Source organism: Gracilimonas sp., from assembly GCF_040218225.1.
Taxonomy (GTDB): domain Bacteria; phylum Bacteroidota; class Rhodothermia; order Balneolales; family Balneolaceae; genus Gracilimonas.
In genome coordinates, this window is the sequence record NZ_JAVJQO010000004.1 from 59,564 (window position 1) to 80,667 (window position 21,104).

A 21,104-nucleotide genomic window follows, 5' to 3' on the forward strand; every position below is an offset into this window, starting at 1 on the left:
ATATTTTTTATAAAACTAAATTATTTAAGTTAATTTAATTAAGTAATTAAATAAAAACACTCTGAAAGCGATTCTAATACTAATCTATTGTAAAGCATAACGTGTTTAGATTAACAAATTAAAAACCTATTAAAGGTATATTATTAAGTGTGCAAGGAGCAATTCCCCAGCATTCCTGTCAAAATTAATTATGGCAGGATATTTGTAATCATTAACGTGCAAACAGTTGAACCGCCCTTGATATAAGGTTAACTTCAACCCACACAAAAAAATTATTCGCAGAGTACGAGTACCCCATTATGGATATATTAGAAACTGTCGGTAAAGTCATTACCAAAGTCTTTGGTTCCAAGAGTGAGAAGGACATCAAAAAAATTCAGCCTATCGTAGATGAAATCAAGAGCTACGAAGAGCAAATGAAGCAGCTCAGTGATGATGAATTAAAGGCTAAGACGGAAGAATTCAAGCAAAAAATTAAAGATGCTACTGCTGAAACGGTAGCTGAGATCAAAGAGATCAAGAAGCATCTGGATGATATTGAAAATCTCGCCCCCGGCGAACACCGCGAAATGGCCGAACATCTGGATGTACTGGAACAGCAGGAACTGGATATCATTGAAGAGGTTTTAGATGACATTTTGCCTGAAGCCTTTGCTGTGCTTAAAGATACCTGCCGACGATTTGTCGGAAAGTCATGGAAAGTAGGTGGTAATGAGACTACCTGGGAAATGGTTCCTTATGACGTTCAGCTAATTGGCGCTATTGTACTGCATCAGGGGCGTATCGCTGAGATGAAAACCGGTGAAGGTAAAACACTGGTTGCCATCTTCCCGGCTTACCTGAATGCGCTAGCCGGAAAAGGCGTCCACATTATAACGGTAAACAATTACCTGGCAATGCGTGATGCTGAGTGGAATGAACCGATTTTCAATTTCCATGGATTGCATGTGGATTGTGTAGACCGCTACCAACCGAGTACAGAACAGCGCCGAAAAGCTTATAAAGCCGATATTACTTACGGAACCAACAATGAATTTGGCTTCGACTACCTTCGGGATAACATGGTGGTTGAACAGGAGCAACTGGTTCAGCGTGACCATCATTACACCATTATTGATGAGGTGGATTCCATCCTGATTGATGAAGCCCGTACACCGCTTATTATTTCAGGTCCGGTTCCCCAAGACAATAAATCCGGCAAATACGTGGAAATGAAGCCTCGTGTGGAATCGCTGGTAAATGCTCAAAAGAAATTGGTCGCCAATCTTGTGAAGGAAGGAAAAGATCTGCTGGATGAAGGTGATGAGGAGAAAGCTGGACTGGCCCTTTTCCGTGCCGTCCGGGGTTTCCCTAAAAATTCACAGCTCAGAAAGCTTCAGCAGGATCCCAAGATTCAGAAACTGATACAAAGCACTGAATCTTTCTATCTGCAGGATAATGCCAAAAACATGCCTGTGGTGGATGAGTATCTGTTCTACGCCGTCGATCCCAAGATGAACTCCATCGAGATGACTGAAAAAGGTCGTGAATTCATCACCAAAAAGGGAGAGGATGAAGACTTTTTCGTTATTCCGGATTTAGGGGAAGAAACGGCTGTTATTGAAAAAGAGATTGAAGAGCTCGAAAAAGAAAAACTGGATGAAATAAAGAGAAATGATGAGTTCAGTGAAGAGTATAAAGAGAAAAAAATCTCCGAAACCAAGCAGGAAGTACGACAGGAACGTGAACGTAAGTTCAATGACCTGCATCGTCTGTTTGCAGAGCGCGGAGATCGTATTCATACCGTAAACCAGCTATTAAAAGCTTATACCAACTTTGAACGTGAAGAAGAGTACATCGTTCAGGATGGGAAGGTAAATATCGTTGATGAGCACACCGGACGGGTACTTTCCGGCCGTCGTTATTCGGATGGCTTGCACCAGGCAATTGAGGCTAAAGAGGAAGTAAAAGTTGAGGCTTCCACTCAAACCTATGCCACCATTACCCTTCAGAATTATTTCCGTATGTACAACAAACTTGCCGGTATGACGGGTACTGCAGAGACGGAAGAGGGAGAATTCAATGAGATTTACGAACTCGATGTAGTGGTCATTCCTACCAACAGACCCATTGCCCGGGATGATAAAGAAGATCTCGTTTTTAAAACGAAGCGGGAAAAGTTTAATGCCGCTATAGAGAAGATCCGTGAGTACCATGAAAGCGGACAACCCGTTCTGGTAGGTACTACCAGTGTGGATGTATCTGAGAAGCTTAGCCGCATGTTGCAGCGAGCAGGAATTCCTCATAACGTGCTTAATGCCAAACAGCACGCCAAGGAAAGTGAAATTGTAAAACAGGCCGGTGAGATCGGAGCTGTAACCGTAGCTACCAACATGGCTGGTCGTGGTACCGATATCAAACTGGCTAAAGGTGTCAAAGAAAAAGGCGGACTCGCGATTTTAGGTACCGAACGACATGAATCGCGTCGTATTGATTTGCAGCTTAGAGGGCGTGCCGGTCGTCAGGGTGATCCCGGTGAATCACAGTTTTATGTATCTCTGGAAGATGACCTGATGGCATTGTTTATGAGCGACCGGGTTGCCAATGTAATGGACAAACTCAACTTTGAAGAAGGCGAAGTAATTACCCATCCGTGGATCACCAAATCGCTGGAACGAGCTCAGGGGAAGGTAGAGCAGAATAACTTCAGTATTCGTAAGCGACAACTGGAGTATGATGACGTGCTTAACAACCAGCGTAATGTAATTTATGCGCGCAGAAAGCATGCCTTGTCAGGAGATCAGCTTCGAACTGATATTATGGATATGCTGGATGACCTGGTTGAGTCACTGGTTGAACAGCATGTGGCAGCAGGCGACTACGATGGTCTTCATGAATCCGTTTTACGACACCTTGCTGTAGATGTAGATTATGATCGTGAGAAGTGGTTCAACATGAACGAACGAGATCTTGCAGATCATATTATTGAAAAGGCTATTCAGGCTTATAGAAAGAAAGAAGAACGCATGGCCAAACCGCTTTATCAGGTTATGAAGCGAATTACAGAAGCCAAACCGGAAAACCGGCCTGACAAAGTACAGGTTATTTTCACGGATGGTATTCGCCGCATGCGTATCGTGGTAGGTGTTGAGTCTGCCCTTGAAAATGAAGGTCGCGAAGTAGCCCGCTCGCTTGAGAAAAGTGCCATCTTGTCTATCATCGACCAGAAATGGATGGAACATCTTCGTGAGCTGGATTCTGTTAAAGAAGGTATTGGACTGCGTTCTTTTGCACAAAAGGATCCGCTGCTGGAATACAAGCGTGAAGCATTTGATATGTTCAAAATGCTGCTGGATGATATCAATCAAGAAGCGATCTCATTAATCTGGAAAGCTGTGCCTGAAGTGCAGGCAGAAGATTCCAAGCTGGAGACTGCTCAAAAGCAAAAGTCACGTTTTGATACTTCCTCCATGGAAACTCAGCATGCAGATTCTACCGGCATGGGGCTCAAAGCTCCTCAACCCCAACAAAATGGTGGTCAGAAACCGCAGGGCGGAAACGCTAAGCGACAGCCTGTGGAAGTTGCTGATGAACCCGGCCGAAATGATTATGTAACGGTTCAGAATATGAATAGCGGCGAAACCAAGGAAATAAAATGGAAATACGCTAAGCGTATGGTGGATGAAGAAGGCTGGGTTGTAGTCGAGAAATAATCTATCTGCACCATAGCAGGGCGCAAAATCTTGCGTCCCTGCTATGTACCTAAACTTTTTTTCGCTATGTTTGTCGCGAACTAATTAAACACCGGATTTGTGGAAGTTTTAGGGATCGATATTGGGAGTTATGGCATCAAAGGTGCTATTGTGGATACAGAGAAGGGAGAGATTGTATCCAAGAAGCGCACTACCGACAAAATTGAAGATACCCGCCCCCACAAACTCATCTCTAAGTTACATAAGGTCGTTAAGAAATTCGATTGGGAAGGACCTATCGGGTGCGCTTTCCCTGCAGCAACCAGTAAAGGCATTGTACTTTCTACTACCCGCATGGATCAGGGTTGGGTTGATGCAGATGCGGACCATCTTTTCACTGAAATAACCGGGTGTAATGTGAGTGTGATTAATGATACCGATGCTGTCGGCTTAGCCGAAATGAAGTTTGGCGTAGGGAAAGAACAGCGCGGTACCGTTATTGTTTTGACAGTTGGCACCGGAATTGGCTCCTCCTTATTTGTTGATGGAACACTGGTACCCAATACCGAACTTGGACAGATAGAAATCAAAGGCATCAGCATTGAAGAGAGAGCCTCAAACCGGGTTCGTAAAGAAGAAGGAATCCGAAAGAAAACCTGGGGAAAAAGACTACAGTTAGTTTTAGAACAGTATGAACGACTTTTCCATCCTGACCTTTTTATACTGGGAGGGCAGCTTTCCAAAAAAGCCGATAAAACTTTTCCTTATATCAAAATAAAAACCAAGTTTAAGGCCGCCAGCCTGCTCAATAATGCAAGTATTGTGGGTGCAGCCTATTATGCGGCTTCGGTTCAGCTTAAGAATAAAGAGTTCTACCGGTAGGATTACTTATTCATTAGAATGAAGGGCAATTCGGTTTCCTTCACTATCCAGAATCACGGCCATATATCCATTGTCTTCTGTGATAAGTCTTTTATGAATCATGATTTTACCTCCGGCATCTTCTACCCGGTCAAGAATCGGCTGAAGATTAGGGTTGGCATTCAGATACAATAATGGCCCGTGACTGTCGCTGGGAAAATACCACTCCTTATTCTGAATAATCGTACCTCCAACTGTTCCCGTAGTAGCCGGGAAAAGAGCCATTCGCAAACCATCCCCTATATCAAGATCAGGCATTTCAAATTCAAAAATAGTTTCATAGAATTTCTTTGCCCTGTCAATATCGTTTGCAGGTATTTCGAACCAGTTAATCGCATTATTCATTAATATATTCCTCCATCCCGATTGTTTAAAAGACTGCCCGATAGTACGTTATGGAGATATTAAATTCAAGAACGGGCTTTTTCGAGCAGTAAATTCAGTTGCTCTGCTTCTTCCTCCGAGAGTAACGTAAATTCATCATCAAGCTCATGAATCCGGTCTTCTATCTGGGCGAGTAATCTTAGCCCTTCGTACTTGATAAACACCTGTATTAACCGGCCGTCTTTCGGATCTTTTCGTTTCCGGACCAAGCCCTTTTTTATGAGCCGGTCTACCAGCCGTGAGGTATCTGAGCTTTTGTCCATCATTTCTGCCTGTATTTGTTTGGTGGACATAGGCTCGTTATTTGCTGCTTTCAATATTCTTAAAATGGAAAGCTGTTGCTGGGTAACTTCAAATTCCTCCAGAAAATCCTTGATGGCCGTTCGAAGCCAGACTTCAGTTTCGCAGATATTGTTGCGCAGTTCTTGCCATACGTTTTTTTGAGCAGTTGCAGTAGCATTTGTACTCATAAGATCGGGTTATTTGCAGATGATTTAATTGTGACAAATATAATGTCTAAACATTAATGTTCAAACAGATCTCTTTTAAGTATTATGCTAGCGGTTAAACCTCTTGGGAAAGCGGAGCTTGTTTTGTTTTTCCGCGTTCAAGCACTATAAAATTTCCGGAAATAATGAAGATGACACCAAATACACCCGCTGATGTCCAGGTATAGTCTTCAAAAATAGTTGAAAGGATAAGTGCAATTATCGGGACCACAAGTTGCACGTATCCTGCCCGGCTTGCTCCAATTCGACCTATTAAACTCAGATAAGCCCCAAAAGCAAAAACAGACCCGAATACTGCCAGGTACAGCAAAGACAAGCTGTATGAAAATTCAAGGCTGTACGAAAACTGGTAGCCAACCACCAGTGCAACAACAGCCATGGCAATTGCTCCATAAGTCATACCAATTGCATTTGTTTGGAGAACGGGTAATCCTGCAGACTGATTCCTGGCTGAAATGATGTTTCCCAGAGATGCTATATAGGAAGCCCCAACCGCTTGTAACAATGCAATGGATGCTGCATCTGAAAAAGAAAAACTGAGTAAATCCCGATAAAAAATCATCACGATTCCTATTAACCCAAGAAAAGCACCACCATAAACTTTCCAGGGAATAACGTTTTTCAAAAAAATCCGGCTGTTGAAAATGTTCATAAACAGCATAGTAGAAAAGATAAGGGCTACCAATCCACTCGTGAGTGTCTGCTCAGCCAAATACACCATCCAGTAATTAAAACCGAACAGAAACAATCCCTGCAAGAAAATAAACCCATGCTCAGACAGAGTATAACTAAGATTTAACTTCTTGATTTTTGAGTAGCCAAGCAGAATAAGCCCTGCCAGTAAAAACCGATAGCTGACAGAAACAATAGAATCAACTTCTCCAACCTGAAAGGTAATGGCGAACCAGGTTGAGCCCCAGATAAGAGCCGGTATGAGATATAAAACGATGTTTTTCAAAGCTGCCGATTTTACTTAACCGGCAAATAGTAAGCAACTGGATTCAATAATAATTGTAATAAAACAGACGAACCCAAAAGTTTTAGCCAACACATTTTACGCAACGGGTAGTATGTGGTATGTATTCCAACCGGCCAAAAGGAATTTCTTCTCCACATCGGGTACAAATACCAAATTTACCCGAGTCTGAGTTCTCTTCAGCCCGTTCCAGCTTTTTCAACTGTTGCAGTTTCTCTCTTAAAGATGATTCGTTAATAGTTTTGTTATTAATAGCGTCCATCCTTGAAACTCTGCCTATGGAAGCATCTAAGGGAATGGGCTTTACCAGCTCCTGAAGCTCAGCAATGTCATTCTTAGTCTGTTGAATTCTTGACCCAATAATTTCTTTAAGTCTGATCTTTTCTGAATCTGTCATTATCAGCAGTTCATTATTTTTCGTGGTAAAAAAGCAACTTCCAAAGTTCACTATTCACAATTTCGCGAGTATCTATAATCGCGTTCATTGTTTCGGTAAAGTTAGCCCCGGGCATTACGCTCTGCATAATTTCATTTGTAAATCCATATTCGATATTACTTACTTTATCGTAGAAATCAGCGGTGATAAAATTATAATCATACCCTACACCACCGGGTTTCATAAGGGAATAAGTCCGCCAGTTATGCATTTTTTCCTGTTGAATGCGTTCTTCGTGCAAAGGCCGGGCAATGTCATTTTCTAAGGCGAGATACTGATTTTCCATTCCGGGCTTTACCCTCATAAAATTTATAACTGCATATCCTCCTGGCTTCGAATCCATTATACTCATAACACCAGCTTCAGTTTTCCATAGTTCGGAATACTGATAGTCTGCCAAAGCAAGTGATTTTGTCAGGATTTCTTTTTTATCTGCTGAAAGCAATTCGTTGAGCCTTTCTCCTTCAGCCATCATATCATCGAGATTCTCATATGTCCTTACAAGCACATAATTATATTTACTCAGGCTGCCCCCGGGATAGACAACCTTATAGAAATAGCTCCCACTTATATCTTCGGAGTTTACTTCCTTCTCCAGAATTGCTTCCCAGTTTGAGTTTACCAACTCCTCAAACTCAACCATATTCTCTGTCTCAACTTTCAGGTAATCTATATTCAGATAAGCGCCCTCTACAGTTTGCGAATAGGCAGAAATAGAAATGAGACACATTACGACTAACGTAAGCAAAGTAACCTTTTTCATACCGCACTCCATTTGTTAACCCTTACTTTAAAGTAGAAGAATGCCGCAAAATTTCAAGTTAGAATAGTGTCTTGAAGAGCTTTATTGCGATGCTAAACCTGTTGCCTGTTCTTTCCCAAGCCAGGATTTTCTACGCTTAGGAGTGCGTTCCAGTTGTTTTTCATAAGCATCAATAGCCTCTTCGTAATTTCCCGCTTCCATTAAAACTTCGGCTAGCAATTCATAGGATGGTTTTACAATGGTAGGTGGCCCAAAGTCTATGGGTAATTCAGATTCAGCCACTGCAGTTTCTTTAAGCAGTTCAAATCCTTCATCTTTATTGCCTTCTTCAATGAGCAACAAACTCTTAATTTGGTTCATCTGGATGTTCCGGTCCGGACTTTCCGGTACTTCCATCAGTTTATCCAGATTTTCACGGGCTTTTTCCAGCTCTCCCATTTTTATGGCCGCAAAAGCTGAGGTAAAGAAATAATTCTGCCCGGCTCTGTTTCCGGTTTCATATTCAGCTTTCCATTCCTCAGCTGCCACCCACATTTCGCTATCCACCACGAAGTGCCCCCTCATAACTGAAAAGTGCCACTTCTCTCCTCCGGTTGGTTCTTTTTTAATTCGGTCGTAACAGTTCAACAAAACCTCCCGGGCTTTCTCTTTTTCTCCGGCTTGAAGATATCCATACTGTAACCACCAGGGATAGTGACCACAAACAGTTAATTTCTCGTCCAGCTCTTTTTGGCGGGTTTGCTGTACATCACGAGCTACAATATTGGCATCAATGGTTTCTTTCCACATTCCCAATGCGAGGAAAATATGCGAGGTCATATGTTGTGCATGAGCCGCAGCCGGTGCGATTTCTGAATAAGCTTTCGCCATCGGCAAGCCGAGCGGAGCATGAACAGGATCATCAAAAGAATGAATCAGGTAATGCGCTGCACCGGGATGTTCATTATTTGCATTCCAAACATCAAATAACTCAGCTGCAGCTTTCATATAAATGGCAAAATCCCGCCCTTCATGGGCAGTCCCTAAAATGGACAGGCCATAAAAGGCTGTAATTTCATGATCTTCAGGATATTTTTCATGAAGTCCTTTCATAAATTCCATATACAAATCATCCCGTTCTTCTTTCGAGAGGCCTTTTGAGTTCTCTGCATTTCCGTAGAGCACTTCCAGCGACATCAGCAGATCTTTTTCTCTTTGTGCAGATGCTTTTTTTTGTCGCTCTTCCACCGTTTCACCCAGCTTGCTTAAAATTGCCATTGCAGCCACGCGATCCTGCTGCATCCAGATGGGATGATTATGGGACTTAGCCTCTCCGTAATAAGCCATCACAAAGTTGGGATCTTTTTTTTGTGCCCGCTGAAAAGCCCGCGCTGCATCATCATATTCAAAATTATGCAGGAACTTTACTCCCTCGATAAAATCAGCCTGTGCGGCTTCAGCACCTGAATTCGGGAAATCAATTTTACCTAAAAGCTTATTTTGGGCAACAGATTCAACCGGAATAAAGATGAAGAGAGTAACTATCAGAAGTAAAGAGAAGTATTTTTTCATGACTCTGAGATTTATTGGACTACTTAATATTGATATACAAAATAACCTATTGATCCTGAATTTCACTCACATTCATCATTTTTCCTTTGAGCATCACGTGAGAAAGGGTTCTCATATTCGAAATATCTTCAGATGGATTTTTCTCTAACAAGATCAGATTAGCAAACTTACCAGACTCAAGTGTACCGAAATCATTATCACGGCGCATGGATTCTGCACCATTCCGGGTAGCCATCACAATCAAATCCTTTGCTGGAATACCAGCAGACTGCATGGCCTCAAGTTCATCAAAAATGGAAACACCATGCAGCGTACCCGGATTTCCGGCATCGGTACCTACCACAATAGGAATACCCGCTTCATAAACTTTTTTCAGGTTTGTTAAAGGTATTTCTCTTGTCATATCGGTTTCCGGATTAAATGCTTCAAGCCGATTTTTCATGTTTGCGGACAAACGCGGGTGATTTTTGAACTGACTTGCAGTGTTAATTAACTCCATCGTCCTTGAATCTATACAACCATTGGGATCGGTTACCGGAATGGGAGCAATATCAGCAGCAGCTCTGAAGGCTAGCATATAGCCCGCACTTACAATCAGCGTAGGGTTATAATAGGTTCCGCTTTCTTTGGCCAATTCAATAAACTCTTCATCAATTTCAGTATTCTGCACACTATGAACCAGCAGTTTGGTGCCATTCCGTAAAGCTGCTTTTGCTTGTTCTAAAGTTGTGGCATGAGCTATCATCTGATTATCCTGACGTCGAATTTCTTCTGCAGTTGCTTGAACCCGCTGCATATACTCTTCGCTATCTTCATCAAAAGTCCAGAATTTGATACCGGTACTACCTAAAGCTGACAAATACTGAACCGTTTTTATTCCTGTTTCTTCGGAATCCAGAGTTACCAGCACTTTATCAGAGGGCAAATCGAAAGGAGCACCCGGAACCGGAGTAATCAGCGGACCGGCAGCTGCTACATGTGGTGCTTTAGGATTGTTTTCGGCTTCTTCCTGAAGGTCGATCGACCAGCTCATCCCCCCTACATCATACACACCGGTAATTCCTGAACAGAGATATGAATTATAATATCGTTGAGGATTTTGTTTTTGGTAAGCTGCCACTTCCGGGAATGGGTATGTTTCCGTTATATCCATAGCATCAGGACGGCTGTCAAAAAAACCTGTTTGGAAAAAGTGCATATGAGCGTCAACGATGCCGGGCGTAATATACTTCCCTTCCGCATTTACGACTTCAGCTCCGAGAGGAACTGAGCATTCCCCATCTTTGCCCACACAGTCAATTTCTGAACCGTTGATTACAACCATGCTATTCACGATTGGTTCTGATCCGGTTCCATCAAATAAAGTAGCCCCTGAGATAACGGTTACTTTTTTCGTTGATTCGGAACCGCTGCATCCGGCAGCAACAGTTGCTGCTATTAACAGTCCAGCTACTATCCATTTTATTGATCTCATAAATTTATATCTGCTAAAATTTACACTTAACAGGATTTAAGCATTTAAAATCAGCATTACAAATGGGTACATAATTTCAGGCTAAGTCTTTAGATCAGGAGGCTTATTGAGTATATTTACCTCAATGAATTAATCATAATCAGGAGGATACCAATGACACGATCTTTATTCCAAAAATCAGGCTTACTCACGACGCTTGTATTGGCGTTTAGTATTGGATTCATACAGCTTGGGTTTGCTCAAAATGGGCTCACCCCTACACAAGTTGCTAAAATAAACAATGTTGGCTCTGTTTATTTGTCCGGTGATGGCAGTACAGCCGCTTATACCCTTTCGGTTCCGGCCGACCCGATGAAAGAAAATGCTCTTCCAAGTACTCATTTATACATGATGAATATTGCAAGTGGAGAGACCAAACCCCTGATTACAGATATGAGTGTAAGTGGCATTGCCTTCAGGCCCGGAAGCAATAACATTACATATCTGGCTAAAAAAGAAGGGGATGAAACTACTTCATTATATGAATTGAATACGGAATCCGGAGCGAGTGAAAAGCTTTATGCTTTTGAACGAAATATTTCAGGATATAGCTGGGCTGCAGATGGAAACCATCTTGTATTCAGATCTGCCGAGCCAAAAAAAGAAAGCGAGTCTCCACTGCCTTACAGCCCGGAAGTCTATGAAGAGAATTTGACCAACACCTGGGCCTATATCCAAAACATAGCTATGGATGGCCATGAGCCGCATCGTATTCCCGTGGAAGGAAGTGTGTATGATGCCGTCTGGAGTCCTGATCAACAAAAACTAGCCGTAGCCGTTGCTCCCACCCCATTGGTCGATGACTTTTATATGAGCCAAAAAGTAGTAATCATTGATCATGAATCCCGTGATGTGCTTGCAGAGGTTGATCATGAAGGGAAACTGGGACAAATTTCATGGAGTCCGGATAGCAAAAAACTGGCAATGATTGCCGCAGCTACTATTAATGACCCGATTGCAGGGCGTCTCAAGATTGCAGACGCAGCCACCGGCAACACAACCTTGCTTAAAGAAGATTTCAAAGGCAGCTTTGACCAAATAGAATGGGCAAATGCCAACACTATTCACTACCTCGCGAGTAAAGGCGTTTGGTCCGAATTTGGGAGTATAAAGAGTGACGGAAGCCAGATGAAAGCCATCATCCCAACCGGAGGCCCAATCCTTGCTTCCTTTGCGCATGCAGGAAATGGCACTCATGTTTTTAATGCCAATACTCCAAATCACCCTGGCGAATTGTACCTGATGAAGAAAGGGAATAAAGAACCTAAAAGAGTCACAAACAGCAACCCCTGGCTGGATGAAGTTCCAAAAGGGAAACAAGAGGCGGTTACCTATACCACTAAAGATGGTATGAAAGTTGAGGGAATTGTTATTTACCCGCTGGATTATAAAGAAGGAATGCCTTACCCAACTATTACAGTGGTTCATGGCGGACCTGAAGCCCATTACGACAACGGCTGGCTTACATCCTACTCTATGGCTGGGCAAATGGGGGCTGCGGAAGGCTTCGTTGTTTTTTACCCTAATTATAGGGGAAGTACTGGTCGCGGTGTTGAGTTTGCCATGAGCAGTCAGGGCGATTTAGCCGGTGCCGAGTTCGATGATATCGTAGAAGGGGTTGATTACCTGATTGCGGAAGGCGTGACCGATAAAACCAAAGTTGGGGTAACCGGTGGTTCTTATGGTGGATATGCCACTGCATGGATGAGCACCAAATACAGTGATCGCTTTGCGGCGGGAGTGATGTTCGTAGGTATTAGTAATAACCTCTCTAAATGGGGCACCAGCGATATTCCCGAAGAGCTCTATCATGTACATGCCCGCAAGCGAATCTGGGAAGATTACATGGGTTATCTCGAACGCAGTCCCATCTATCATGTAGATAACGCCAAAACACCATTACTGATTATGCACGGAAAGGAAGACACCCGCGTAGATCCGGGACAATCCTACGAGCTTTACCGTCATATTAAAACCCGCACCGATACTCCGGTTCGTCTCGTACTCTATCCGGGAGAAGGACATGGTAACCGCCGAGCGACCGCTCGTTTTGATTATAACCTGCGGATGATGCGCTGGTTTAATGAATACCTGAAAGGAGAAGAAAATCAACGCCCGGATACCGAACTTGAAGTAGACAAAATGACGATCGAAAACTAAATTCAGGAATTCACTATAAAAAAGGCTTTCGCAGAGATACGGAAGCCTTTTCTTTTTTTACGATATTAAAATAACTTCAAACCTAACGTATATGGAACAACCAAATAAAAAACCGCCTAAAGCATTTGCCTGGGTTTTTATGGCGGCAGGAATCGGGATTATTCTTATCGCCTTTGAAGTTATCCTTGTTGATGAGTCGGCGGTTAATGCTCCTTTATGGGTGATTGGCATTTGTGGTTTGGTATTCTTTCTGGCGGGAGTGATGATCTTTTTAGGAGAAAAATCGCAGTACAACAATCTGCTTGCTGCCATTCTGGTAGCAGCAATGGGAACCATAGGCAGCTGGGTGGCTTTTTTTGGCACTGATGATGGTTTTTCCGGAGGAATTCCCTTTTTGAGTGCAGATTCAAACCTTTCTCTGGCCCGGCTCATGTTTGGCTTTGGAGGATTGGTCTGTTTCTTGATTGCAGGCTACGCTCTAAAACAACAGTTCGCCAAAAAAGAAAAGTCGGAATAAGTCAGCTGTCTAAAGCTTGGATATAAAGTCACATTTTAAATAGTAACATTTGCAAAATAGTGATATGCCATCACTCCGGCCGCCATCACTTTTAAACCCGTTGCCGCCATAAATCCCACAAATGAGCCTAAAGCCGATTTAAAGGCTTTGTCTGATTTATTCCCGGCAATAATCTCTCCAAGAAAAGCACCTGCCAAAGGACCTAAAACAAACCCAATAGGCGGAAAGAACAACCCTGCCACTAAACCCACCACAGAGCCTGTAACTCCGTAGGGCGACCCTCCGAATTTCTTGGTAGCCCAGGCAGGAATTACGTTATCCAGCACAAAACCAACCAGTATTACAATAGCTGCCCATACAATCAGGAAAGTAAGTGAAAAAGGTGCATACATGAATTGCAGAATGAGCAATCCTATATAGCTGAACGGAAGGCCCGGAACGACCGGCAAGAAGGCTCCTGCCAATCCAATTAACATTAATAAAGCACCGATAATAATTATAATGATTTCCATAATCGCTACACGATTCTAAGACCGCAAAGTTTCGTTACTGTAGTTCCAGCGGATCAAGTAATTCGGACTGCATTAATAATTTCACCGCTTCGTTAATCTCGTCTTTAAAGAAATGATCTTCCTGCGCATGCGAAATCTGCTCACGTATATATTTGTGTGCTCGATCTACCCCTTCGCCGGGTTTCAGTGGTTTTCTGAAATCCAGCGCTTGCGATGCTGTAAACAACTCAATGGCCAACACCTGCTCTACATTTTTGAATACATTCAGTAACTTTAGTGCCCCGATGCTTCCCATGCTAACATGATCTTCCTGTCCGAGGCTGGTCGGAATAGAGTCAACAGATGCAGGATGACACAGCACCTTATTTTCCGACACTAACGCCGCCGATGTGTATTGTGGAATCATAAAGCCGGAGTTTATCCCGGTTTCTTCCATAAGCAGAGTAGGCAACCCATCGTGTCCTTCAAGCAGTAAGTACGTTCGCCGTTCTGAGATACTGGCAAGCTCTGCCAGGGCAATAGCGGCATAATCGAGCACAAGAGCCAGTGGCTGCCCGTGAAAATTCCCTCCGCTGATAATATCCCCATTCTGGAAAACAAGTGGATTATCCGTTACCGAGTTTATTTCGGTTTGAACCGTGGATATACAATGAGCAATAGCATCACGACTTGCACCATGCACCTGCGGAATACATCGAAGCGAATACGGATCTTGTACCTTCCCGCAATTTCGATGCGATTCCAAAATCTCACTGTTTTGTAGCAAATGACGAACATTCCGGGCTACGGTCTGCTGTCCGGCATGTGGCCGGATTTCATGAATACGCTCATCAAAAGGTTTGATGCTGCCTTGCAATGCTTCCAGACTCATAGCTCCCAATAAATCTGCGCTCTTTAGCAAATGAAGTGATTTTTCCAGGACAAAAGCACCATAAGCACTCATCAATTGCGTTCCGTTGATTAGTGATAATCCATCTTTGGGCTGAAGCTCGATCGGCTCCAGACTGTGCTCCTGCAATACCTTATTCGCGGGAATCGTATCGGTTCCCTCCTCATTCCAGAATGAACCAAAACCTAATAATGGCAGTGACATATGAGCCAGCGGCGCCAAATCACCGGAAGCTCCCACACTTCCTTTTTCAGGAATAACGGGGATTAAATCATTGTCCACGAAATAGATAAGACGGTCAAAAGTTTCTTTAGAAATTCCGGAAAAGCCTATACCCAGCGCATGAATTTTAAGCTGGAGCATTAGTCGTGAAATGTTTTTCGTGATCAAGTCACCGGTTCCAACAGCATGAGATAAAATCAGGTTTCGCTGGAGCTGTTTCAATTGATCATCGCCAATTCTTTTCGAAGCCAGAATACCAAAACCGGTATTAATGCCATAAAAAGCCTCATTTTTGGTGAGCGCATCATCCACAATTGCTCGTGAGTTCAGCACCGGTGAAGGGTCTTTTTTTAGCTGAGCTAAAGACCGTTCGATATCCTTATACAAGCTGCTGATTTTAATTTCTATCATATCCACCCTTTTTTATTCCTCTGAAAAGGTCGTCAGATATAACATTGAATTCAATCCATTCTTGCAACCGAGTAGCTCTTTAGGTATCATCACGCACTTTATGGAATATCAAAACCCTTAACCAACCTTTATAAACTATGGCAAACGGGAACCCAGCCACCGTCAACGATTTTTTTGGACATCCGCGTGGCTTATCAACATTATTTTTCACTGAATTATGGGAGCGTTTCAGTTACTATGGAATGCGCGCTCTTCTCGTGCTTTTTATGACAGCAGAAGCTCTTGGAGATAACCCCGGGCTTGGATTCAGTGTTGGTGAAGCTGCTGCTATTTATGGAATCTATACCTTCTTCGTATATGTATTGTCGCTGCCGGGCGGCTGGGTAGCTGATAACATCTGGGGACAGAAAAAAGCTGTTTTCATAGGTGGATGTATCATTGCTGCCGGTCACTTTAGCATGGCTGTTCCCACCACTACCTTTTTCTTTATAGGATTGGCATTAATTGTTGTGGGAACTGGACTATTGAAACCTAACGTAAGTTCCATGGTCGGTGATTTGTATCCTGAAGGCGGCGCCCGACGTGATGCTGGATTCTCTATTTTCTATATGGGGATTAACTTCGGAGCCATTTTAGGTCCACTTCTTTGTGGTCTGCTTGGGGAAGGATACAACTGGCATTATGGATTCTCCCTTGCAGGTATTGGAATGGTGCTGGGATTAATATCCTACAAAATTGGCGACAAGTACCTTGAAGGCGCCGGCGATCTTGATGAAAGCTTTACGGAAGAACAAATCAAGAAGCGAAGCAAACTCTTTTATGGAATATCTTCCTTCCTGGCAGCAGCCGTTGTCATTTTTGGATTCCTCCAAAGCTCAGGTGCAATTGATGTAGCCCTTGAAGCTCTGGCTCAAAACCTGGGGATTGTAGCCGTTATCATCACGCTTATTTTCTTCATCTACATCATCTTCTTTGGTGGCCATACACAGCAGGAAAAGAAAAGACTGGGGGTTATTTTCTGGCTCTTTATTCTCGCCGCTTTATTCTGGAGTGGATTTGAGCAGGCTGGTTCTTCCCTTAATCTTTTTGCCGCGGATTTAACCGATCGTGCAGCTGGCCCCAGTGAGTTTCTGGGTGGGATGGGAGCACTTATACTCACCCTTGTTCTCGCTATACCTATTGGCTGGTACACGTTCAGAACCTTTAATCGAGACGATCTTTGGGTGATGGCAAAAGCAGCCGTGGCTGTTTCCGGAATTGGTTTACTTGCGTTCTTTTACTGGTTATTTACTCAGATAGGAAATGGATGGATTATACCTGCCAGTACATTGCAGCTTATTAATCCAACCTTTATTGTGATTTTTGCTCCTATTTTTGGGATGCTCTGGACCTGGCTGGCTTCCCGCAACGCTAACCCTTCTATCCCGGTTAAATTCGGATTAGGACTGCTAGGCCTTGCCGCTGGTTTCTTCGTGCTATCATGGGGATCTGCCAATGCTTCATCTACAAGCCTTGTATCTCCGGCCTGGCTGATCGTAACGTACTTCCTGCATACCGTTGGTGAGCTTTGTTTGTCGCCGGTAGGACTTTCATCCATGACCAAGCTTGCTCCGAAAAACCGTGTATCTCAGATGATGGGTATCTGGTTTGTAGCAACTGCTCTCGGTAATCTGATGGCTGGCTTAGTTGCAGGTCAGCTTGAGACACTTGCCCCATCCGGACTGTTCCAAAGTGTAGCACTGATTGTTGGTGGTGGTGGTATCATCGCATTGCTTGCTGCACCTCCGGTTCGAAAACTGATGGGAGATATTGAATAGAATCTAAACCATAAGGATCTGCAAAAGGCTTCTTCGTACGAAGAAGCCTTTTTTATTTTATCTATCATCAGCCCACGCTATCGCTGATTTTACAGCTCGATTCCAGCCCCTGATAAGCTTATCCACTTCTTCGGAATCTTTCTGTTGATCAAATTTTTGATCCACCTTCCATAGCTTTCGTATCTTTTCAATATCGTCCCAAAATCCAACGGCCAGTCCTGCCAGATAAGCCGCTCCTAAGGCTGTGGTTTCGGTTACCATCGGGCGAATAACGGGAACTTCCCCAAGTAAATCACTCTGAAATTGCATAAGTGTATCATTTACAGTAGCCCCACCATCAACCCTGAGTTCTTTTACCTTGATCCCGGAATCAGCTTTCATCGCATTCAAAAGATCCAGCACCTGGTATGCAATGGAATCCTGAGCAGCTCTCGCCAGATGAGCCCGATTAGTGCCACGGGTTATTCCCACCATCATACCCCGGGCATGCTGTTTCCAATGCGGGGCTCCTAGTCCTGCAAAAGCCGGAACCAGATACACGCCATCCGAATCATCTACCTTATTGGCGAAGTATTCAATGTCTTTGGATTCCTGTATAATGCCCATCTCATCCCGTAACCACTGAACTACAGCTCCGCCTATGAACACAGATCCTTCCAGAGCATATTTCGTTTCCCCATTGATCTTCCAGGCTATGGTGGTCAGAAGGTTGCCCTCAGACTTCACAGGTTCACCCCCCACATTCATCAGCATGAAACATCCCGTTCCATAGGTGTTTTTAACCATCCCGGGTTCCGTACACATTTGCCCAAACAGAGCCGCTTGCTGATCACCGGCAATGCCGGCAATCGCAATGGTACTTGCAAAAAGGCTGGACTTGGTTTCCCCATATACTTCGCTCGACTCCCGTACTTCCGGCAGCATATTTTTGGGGATCTCCAGGAGCTTAAGCAATTCGTCATCCCATTCCAGTGTATTGATATTATACAGCATGGTCCTGGAAGCATTGGTTACATCTGTGATGTGTAAATCACCCTGAGTGAAATTCCAAATCAGCCACGAGTCGATAGTTCCAAAAGCAAGTTCGCCCTTTTCAGCTTTTTCCCGAGCTCCTTCCACATTATCGAGTATCCATTTCACTTTGGTTCCTGAAAAATAAGAATCTACAATCAGTCCGGTTTTTTCCTGAATCATGCTGGCGTGACCTGCTTCTTTTAGACTGTCACAGTAGTCAGAAGTTCGGCGATCTTGCCAAACAATAGCATTATAAATGGGCTTTCCGCTTTTCCGGTCCCAAACCACTGTTGTTTCCCTCTGATTGGTTATACCAATGCATGAAATTGCCCTGCCATTTACACCTGCAGAAGCAACAGCCTCTGCAGCAACTCCGGCCTGTGTCGACCAAATCTCTTGTGCATCATGCTCAACCCAACCGGGTTCAGGATAAATTTGTCTGAATTCCTTTTGAGCTACAGAAACAATTTCACCTTTCTTGTTAAAAAGCATTGCTCTTGAGCTGGTGGTTCCCTGATCTAATGCTAAAACAAATTGCTCCATACCAATTCTGGTTGATTAGTTACTATTGGATTATCCGGGTTGCAGATCTACTCTGCCATCAAGTCTAACATATTCTTTTAAGAGCTGATAATTTCGTCCTAAAAGCAGATCCTAAATATTATTCCAGAACTCAGAATCCCTGGGCAAACCCAATTCCAATAAATAGTGATTCCTGTTCAATCTCATAGCCTGCATTTAAATCCAGTTGAGCTCCGTCATTTACAATCAAAGCCAGACCAGCTTCTGTATAATGATAATGCTCGTTTATATTTCCGCCGCTATAAATACCTGCATATCCTGCATAAAAACTCAGATTCTCCTGGTTAGGCAAGCTAAAACCGGGCGTTAACGTAAAAAGCCAGTTATCATTCAGATCTCCTATTCCAAAAGTATATCCAAGATTGGAAGAGATACTAATATTTTCAGCTACTGACTGATCCACAACTCCAAATAACGTCGGTACAATTTCATCGTTTGTGAATGAGGAAGCCCCTACCGGCAAGCTTATTTTTCCAATGGATGAAACTCTCGTTTTACCCTCTTCAGATTCAAAGAGCTTATATTTAGCTGCCAGCCCCAAATCCTGAAAGCCGGAATTTACTGCGTCTGTTTGATCAAAATACTGAGTGGAATAAGAATTCAGCAGGGCTCTCAATTCAAAGTTTTCAATCACTCCAAACCGAAGCAGCATTTGTCCGATATCAAACTGATTTATCGCATTCCCCGTTGAAAGCTGAATGCCCGTCTCCAGGCCAAAAACTCCGGTTTCCACCACATACGACCCATTACCAATTCCTGGCCGGTCGGCAGTGTAATTTTCCTGAGCTAAAGCGTAATTAGAAATTAGAAGAAAACATAAGGCTACGATGAGATGTGTATATTTCATAGAATTATTTTGGTTCAGATGAATATCTTTAAATATGAATGAAATTACAGAAAAACCACCGATTGCAGCTATTGCCACTCCCGTTGGAGAAGGCGGAATTGCCGTTATCCGCGTTTCTGGCAAAGGTGCCATTTCTAAAGTAAATGAAGCCTTTAAAGGCAAAGATTTAACGAAGCTCAATTCCCACACCGTTCATTTTGGTAAGATCATGAATAAAAAGGGGTTTCCGGTAGATGAAGTATTAGTTACCCTATTTCACTCTCCCAAATCCTATACCGGGGAAGAAACCGTGGAGATTTCTTGTCATGGCGGAGTTCTGGTCACACAATCGGTACTGGAAACGATTTTAGCTCTTGGGGTGAAATCGGCCGAGCCCGGAGAGTTTACCCAGCGTGCTTTCCTCAATGGGAAATTAGATCTGGATCAGGCAGAAGCAGTGGCCGATCTCATTCATGCCAAAAGCTCAAAAGCAGTAGATGCCGCCCATCAGCAACTAGAAGGCCGACTTGGAGAACACATCAAGAGCTTTCGTCAGCAGATTATTGATGCCACAGCCATGGTGGAACTGGAACTCGATTTTGTTGAAGAAGACGTCGAGTTCGCAAACAAAGAGCAACTTCAAAAACTTCTGGAAGATCTGGATGCCGAAATCACAGAACTGCTTGAGACTTATGAAACCGGACGTCTGGTGAAAGACGGCGTTAAAACGGTACTTATTGGACGACCAAATGCGGGAAAATCAACTTTACTGAATACCCTGGTGGGAAGTGACCGGGCCATTGTAACAGAAATTGCAGGTACTACCCGCGACACCATCGATGCCGACTGGAGCTACGACGGATTATTGTTCAAACTCATTGATACGGCAGGGCTCCGGGAAACCGAAGATATCGTAGAGGCAGAAGGAGTAAAACGCTCCCAGCAAGCTTTTGAAAAAGCCGACCTGGTCATCTACCTTAAGGATTTATCCCAGCCTTTTTCCGAAACCGAGAGAAAGGAAATTGCCGACTTTCAGTCACGCGCCAAAGATACTCCCTTTATCCTCATTGGCACCAAAGCCGATATTGAAGCAGAGCAGGAATGGCGTACCGAATTCGATCTCAAGATTTCCGCCCTGGAGGGAGAGCGAATCAAAGACCTGAAGCAGTTATTGAAAGATCGTGCTTTGGAGAACAAGCATTATGATGCATCGAGCCTGTTGGTCACCTCAACCCGACACCGCGATGCCCTTCAAAAAACCAAAGACCATATAGAATCTGCCTTACAGGCTCTGGATCAGGGCATGACCGGAGATTTTCTGTCCATAGATTTACGGGCAGCCCTGAAAGAACTGGGCACCATCACTGGGGAAATTACCAATGAAGATGTGCTGGATTCGATATTCTCACGGTTTTGTATCGGTAAGTAGA

At 43.6% G+C, this 21,104-nt stretch carries 17 protein-coding genes; 6 read left to right on the plus strand and 11 right to left on the minus strand.

Features of this window, described 5'->3' with window-relative positions:
• The first annotated feature begins 299 nt into the window (after window positions 1-299).
• Both secA and ppgK read left to right on the plus strand, forming a co-directional pair.
• Window positions 300-3,692 carry a preprotein translocase subunit SecA gene (gene secA / locus RIB15_RS04225; RefSeq protein WP_350200904.1) on the plus strand — a complete coding sequence of 1,131 codons (3,393 nt, stop codon included), beginning with the start codon at window positions 300-302 and terminating at the stop codon, window positions 3,690-3,692.
• Between the two features lie 99 nt (window positions 3,693-3,791).
• On the plus strand, window positions 3,792-4,553 hold the full coding sequence (gene ppgK, locus RIB15_RS04230) for a polyphosphate--glucose phosphotransferase (RefSeq protein WP_350200905.1): 762 nt from the start codon (window positions 3,792-3,794) through the stop codon (window positions 4,551-4,553).
• Between the two features lie 6 nt (window positions 4,554-4,559).
• Here the strand turns inward: ppgK and RIB15_RS04235 are convergent, their stop codons facing one another.
• The 7 genes from RIB15_RS04235 to RIB15_RS04265 form a co-directional block, all read right to left on the minus strand.
• Window positions 4,560-4,937, minus strand: a complete 378-nt coding sequence (locus tag RIB15_RS04235; RefSeq protein WP_350200906.1) for a VOC family protein — start codon at window positions 4,935-4,937, stop codon at window positions 4,560-4,562.
• Window positions 4,938-5,002: 65 nt separating this feature from the next.
• Entirely contained in the window at window positions 5,003-5,446 is a 444-nt protein-coding gene (locus tag RIB15_RS04240; RefSeq protein ID WP_350200907.1) for a MarR family winged helix-turn-helix transcriptional regulator, read from the minus strand.
• 94 nt (window positions 5,447-5,540) lie between these two features.
• Entirely contained in the window at window positions 5,541-6,443 is a 903-nt protein-coding gene (locus RIB15_RS04245; protein WP_350200908.1) for a DMT family transporter, read from the minus strand.
• 82 nt (window positions 6,444-6,525) lie between these two features.
• Complete coding sequence (locus RIB15_RS04250; RefSeq protein ID WP_350200909.1) at window positions 6,526-6,858, minus strand: TraR/DksA family transcriptional regulator; 333 nt, start codon at window positions 6,856-6,858, stop codon at window positions 6,526-6,528.
• Window positions 6,859-6,871: 13 nt separating this feature from the next.
• Window positions 6,872-7,660 carry a hypothetical protein gene (locus RIB15_RS04255; protein WP_350200910.1) on the minus strand — a complete coding sequence of 263 codons (789 nt, stop codon included), beginning with the start codon at window positions 7,658-7,660 and terminating at the stop codon, window positions 6,872-6,874.
• A gap of 81 nt (window positions 7,661-7,741) precedes the next feature.
• Window positions 7,742-9,211 (minus strand): tetratricopeptide repeat protein, encoded by a 1,470-nt coding sequence (locus tag RIB15_RS04260; RefSeq protein WP_350200911.1) that lies wholly within the window; start codon window positions 9,209-9,211, stop codon window positions 7,742-7,744.
• Between the two features lie 46 nt (window positions 9,212-9,257).
• The gene (locus RIB15_RS04265; protein WP_350200912.1) at window positions 9,258-10,685 is read right to left on the minus strand and encodes an amidohydrolase family protein; all 1,428 of its coding nucleotides are present in this window, start codon (window positions 10,683-10,685) and stop codon (window positions 9,258-9,260) included.
• A 153-nt stretch (window positions 10,686-10,838) separates the two neighbouring features.
• On the opposite strand from RIB15_RS04265, the gene RIB15_RS04270 reads away from it, so the two are divergent.
• Both RIB15_RS04270 and RIB15_RS04275 read left to right on the plus strand, forming a co-directional pair.
• Window positions 10,839-12,884, plus strand: a complete 2,046-nt coding sequence (locus tag RIB15_RS04270; protein ID WP_350200913.1) for a S9 family peptidase — start codon at window positions 10,839-10,841, stop codon at window positions 12,882-12,884.
• A 91-nt stretch (window positions 12,885-12,975) separates the two neighbouring features.
• Window positions 12,976-13,401 carry a hypothetical protein gene (locus RIB15_RS04275; protein WP_350200914.1) on the plus strand — a complete coding sequence of 142 codons (426 nt, stop codon included), beginning with the start codon at window positions 12,976-12,978 and terminating at the stop codon, window positions 13,399-13,401.
• Window positions 13,402-13,436: 35 nt separating this feature from the next.
• On the opposite strand, the gene RIB15_RS04280 is transcribed toward RIB15_RS04275, so the two are convergent.
• Together RIB15_RS04280 and hutH are read right to left on the minus strand one after the other, a co-directional pair.
• Window positions 13,437-13,913, minus strand: a complete 477-nt coding sequence (locus tag RIB15_RS04280) for a DUF456 domain-containing protein (protein WP_350200915.1) — start codon at window positions 13,911-13,913, stop codon at window positions 13,437-13,439.
• A gap of 34 nt (window positions 13,914-13,947) precedes the next feature.
• The gene (hutH, locus tag RIB15_RS04285) at window positions 13,948-15,435 is read right to left on the minus strand and encodes a histidine ammonia-lyase (protein WP_350200916.1); all 1,488 of its coding nucleotides are present in this window, start codon (window positions 15,433-15,435) and stop codon (window positions 13,948-13,950) included.
• A 137-nt stretch (window positions 15,436-15,572) separates the two neighbouring features.
• Here hutH and RIB15_RS04290 point away from each other — a divergent pair, with 137 nt between their 5' ends.
• A complete protein-coding gene (locus RIB15_RS04290) occupies window positions 15,573-17,252 on the plus strand; it encodes a peptide MFS transporter (RefSeq protein WP_350200917.1) in 1,680 nt (559 codons plus the stop codon).
• 57 nt (window positions 17,253-17,309) lie between these two features.
• Here the strand turns inward: RIB15_RS04290 and glpK are convergent, their stop codons facing one another.
• The gene (gene glpK, locus RIB15_RS04295; RefSeq protein WP_350200918.1) at window positions 17,310-18,809 is read right to left on the minus strand and encodes a glycerol kinase GlpK; all 1,500 of its coding nucleotides are present in this window, start codon (window positions 18,807-18,809) and stop codon (window positions 17,310-17,312) included.
• A 130-nt stretch (window positions 18,810-18,939) separates the two neighbouring features.
• On the minus strand, window positions 18,940-19,695 hold the full coding sequence (locus tag RIB15_RS04300; RefSeq protein ID WP_350200919.1) for a transporter: 756 nt from the start codon (window positions 19,693-19,695) through the stop codon (window positions 18,940-18,942).
• Between the two features lie 34 nt (window positions 19,696-19,729).
• Between RIB15_RS04300 and mnmE the strand changes: the two genes are divergently transcribed.
• On the plus strand, window positions 19,730-21,103 hold the full coding sequence (gene mnmE / locus RIB15_RS04305) for a tRNA uridine-5-carboxymethylaminomethyl(34) synthesis GTPase MnmE (RefSeq protein ID WP_350200920.1): 1,374 nt from the start codon (window positions 19,730-19,732) through the stop codon (window positions 21,101-21,103).
• The last annotated feature ends 1 nt before the right edge of the window (window position 21,104 follow it).

Excerpts from the sequence above, each read along its gene's own strand:
- RIB15_RS04240 (WP_350200907.1), bottom strand. The coding sequence starts at position 5,446 with ATGAGTACAAATGCTACTGCAACTGCTCAAAAAAACGTATGGCAAGAA.
- glpK (WP_350200918.1), bottom strand. The coding sequence starts at position 18,809 with ATGGAGCAATTTGTTTTAGCATTAGATCAGGGAACCACCAGCTCAAGA.
- mnmE (WP_350200920.1), top strand. The coding sequence starts at position 19,730 with ATGAATGAAATTACAGAAAAACCACCGATTGCAGCTATTGCCACTCCC.
- hutH (WP_350200916.1), bottom strand. The coding sequence starts at position 15,435 with ATGATAGAAATTAAAATCAGCAGCTTGTATAAGGATATCGAACGGTCT.
- RIB15_RS04265 (WP_350200912.1), bottom strand. The coding sequence starts at position 10,685 with ATGAGATCAATAAAATGGATAGTAGCTGGACTGTTAATAGCAGCAACT.
- RIB15_RS04270 (WP_350200913.1), top strand. The coding sequence starts at position 10,839 with ATGACACGATCTTTATTCCAAAAATCAGGCTTACTCACGACGCTTGTA.
- RIB15_RS04250 (WP_350200909.1), bottom strand. The coding sequence starts at position 6,858 with ATGACAGATTCAGAAAAGATCAGACTTAAAGAAATTATTGGGTCAAGA.
- RIB15_RS04255 (WP_350200910.1), bottom strand. The coding sequence starts at position 7,660 with ATGAAAAAGGTTACTTTGCTTACGTTAGTCGTAATGTGTCTCATTTCT.
- RIB15_RS04290 (WP_350200917.1), top strand. The coding sequence starts at position 15,573 with ATGGCAAACGGGAACCCAGCCACCGTCAACGATTTTTTTGGACATCCG.
- RIB15_RS04235 (WP_350200906.1), bottom strand. The coding sequence starts at position 4,937 with ATGAATAATGCGATTAACTGGTTCGAAATACCTGCAAACGATATTGAC.
- RIB15_RS04260 (WP_350200911.1), bottom strand. The coding sequence starts at position 9,211 with ATGAAAAAATACTTCTCTTTACTTCTGATAGTTACTCTCTTCATCTTT.
- RIB15_RS04300 (WP_350200919.1), bottom strand. The coding sequence starts at position 19,695 with ATGAAATATACACATCTCATCGTAGCCTTATGTTTTCTTCTAATTTCT.
- RIB15_RS04280 (WP_350200915.1), bottom strand. The coding sequence starts at position 13,913 with ATGGAAATCATTATAATTATTATCGGTGCTTTATTAATGTTAATTGGA.
- secA (WP_350200904.1), top strand. The coding sequence starts at position 300 with ATGGATATATTAGAAACTGTCGGTAAAGTCATTACCAAAGTCTTTGGT.
- RIB15_RS04275 (WP_350200914.1), top strand. The coding sequence starts at position 12,976 with ATGGAACAACCAAATAAAAAACCGCCTAAAGCATTTGCCTGGGTTTTT.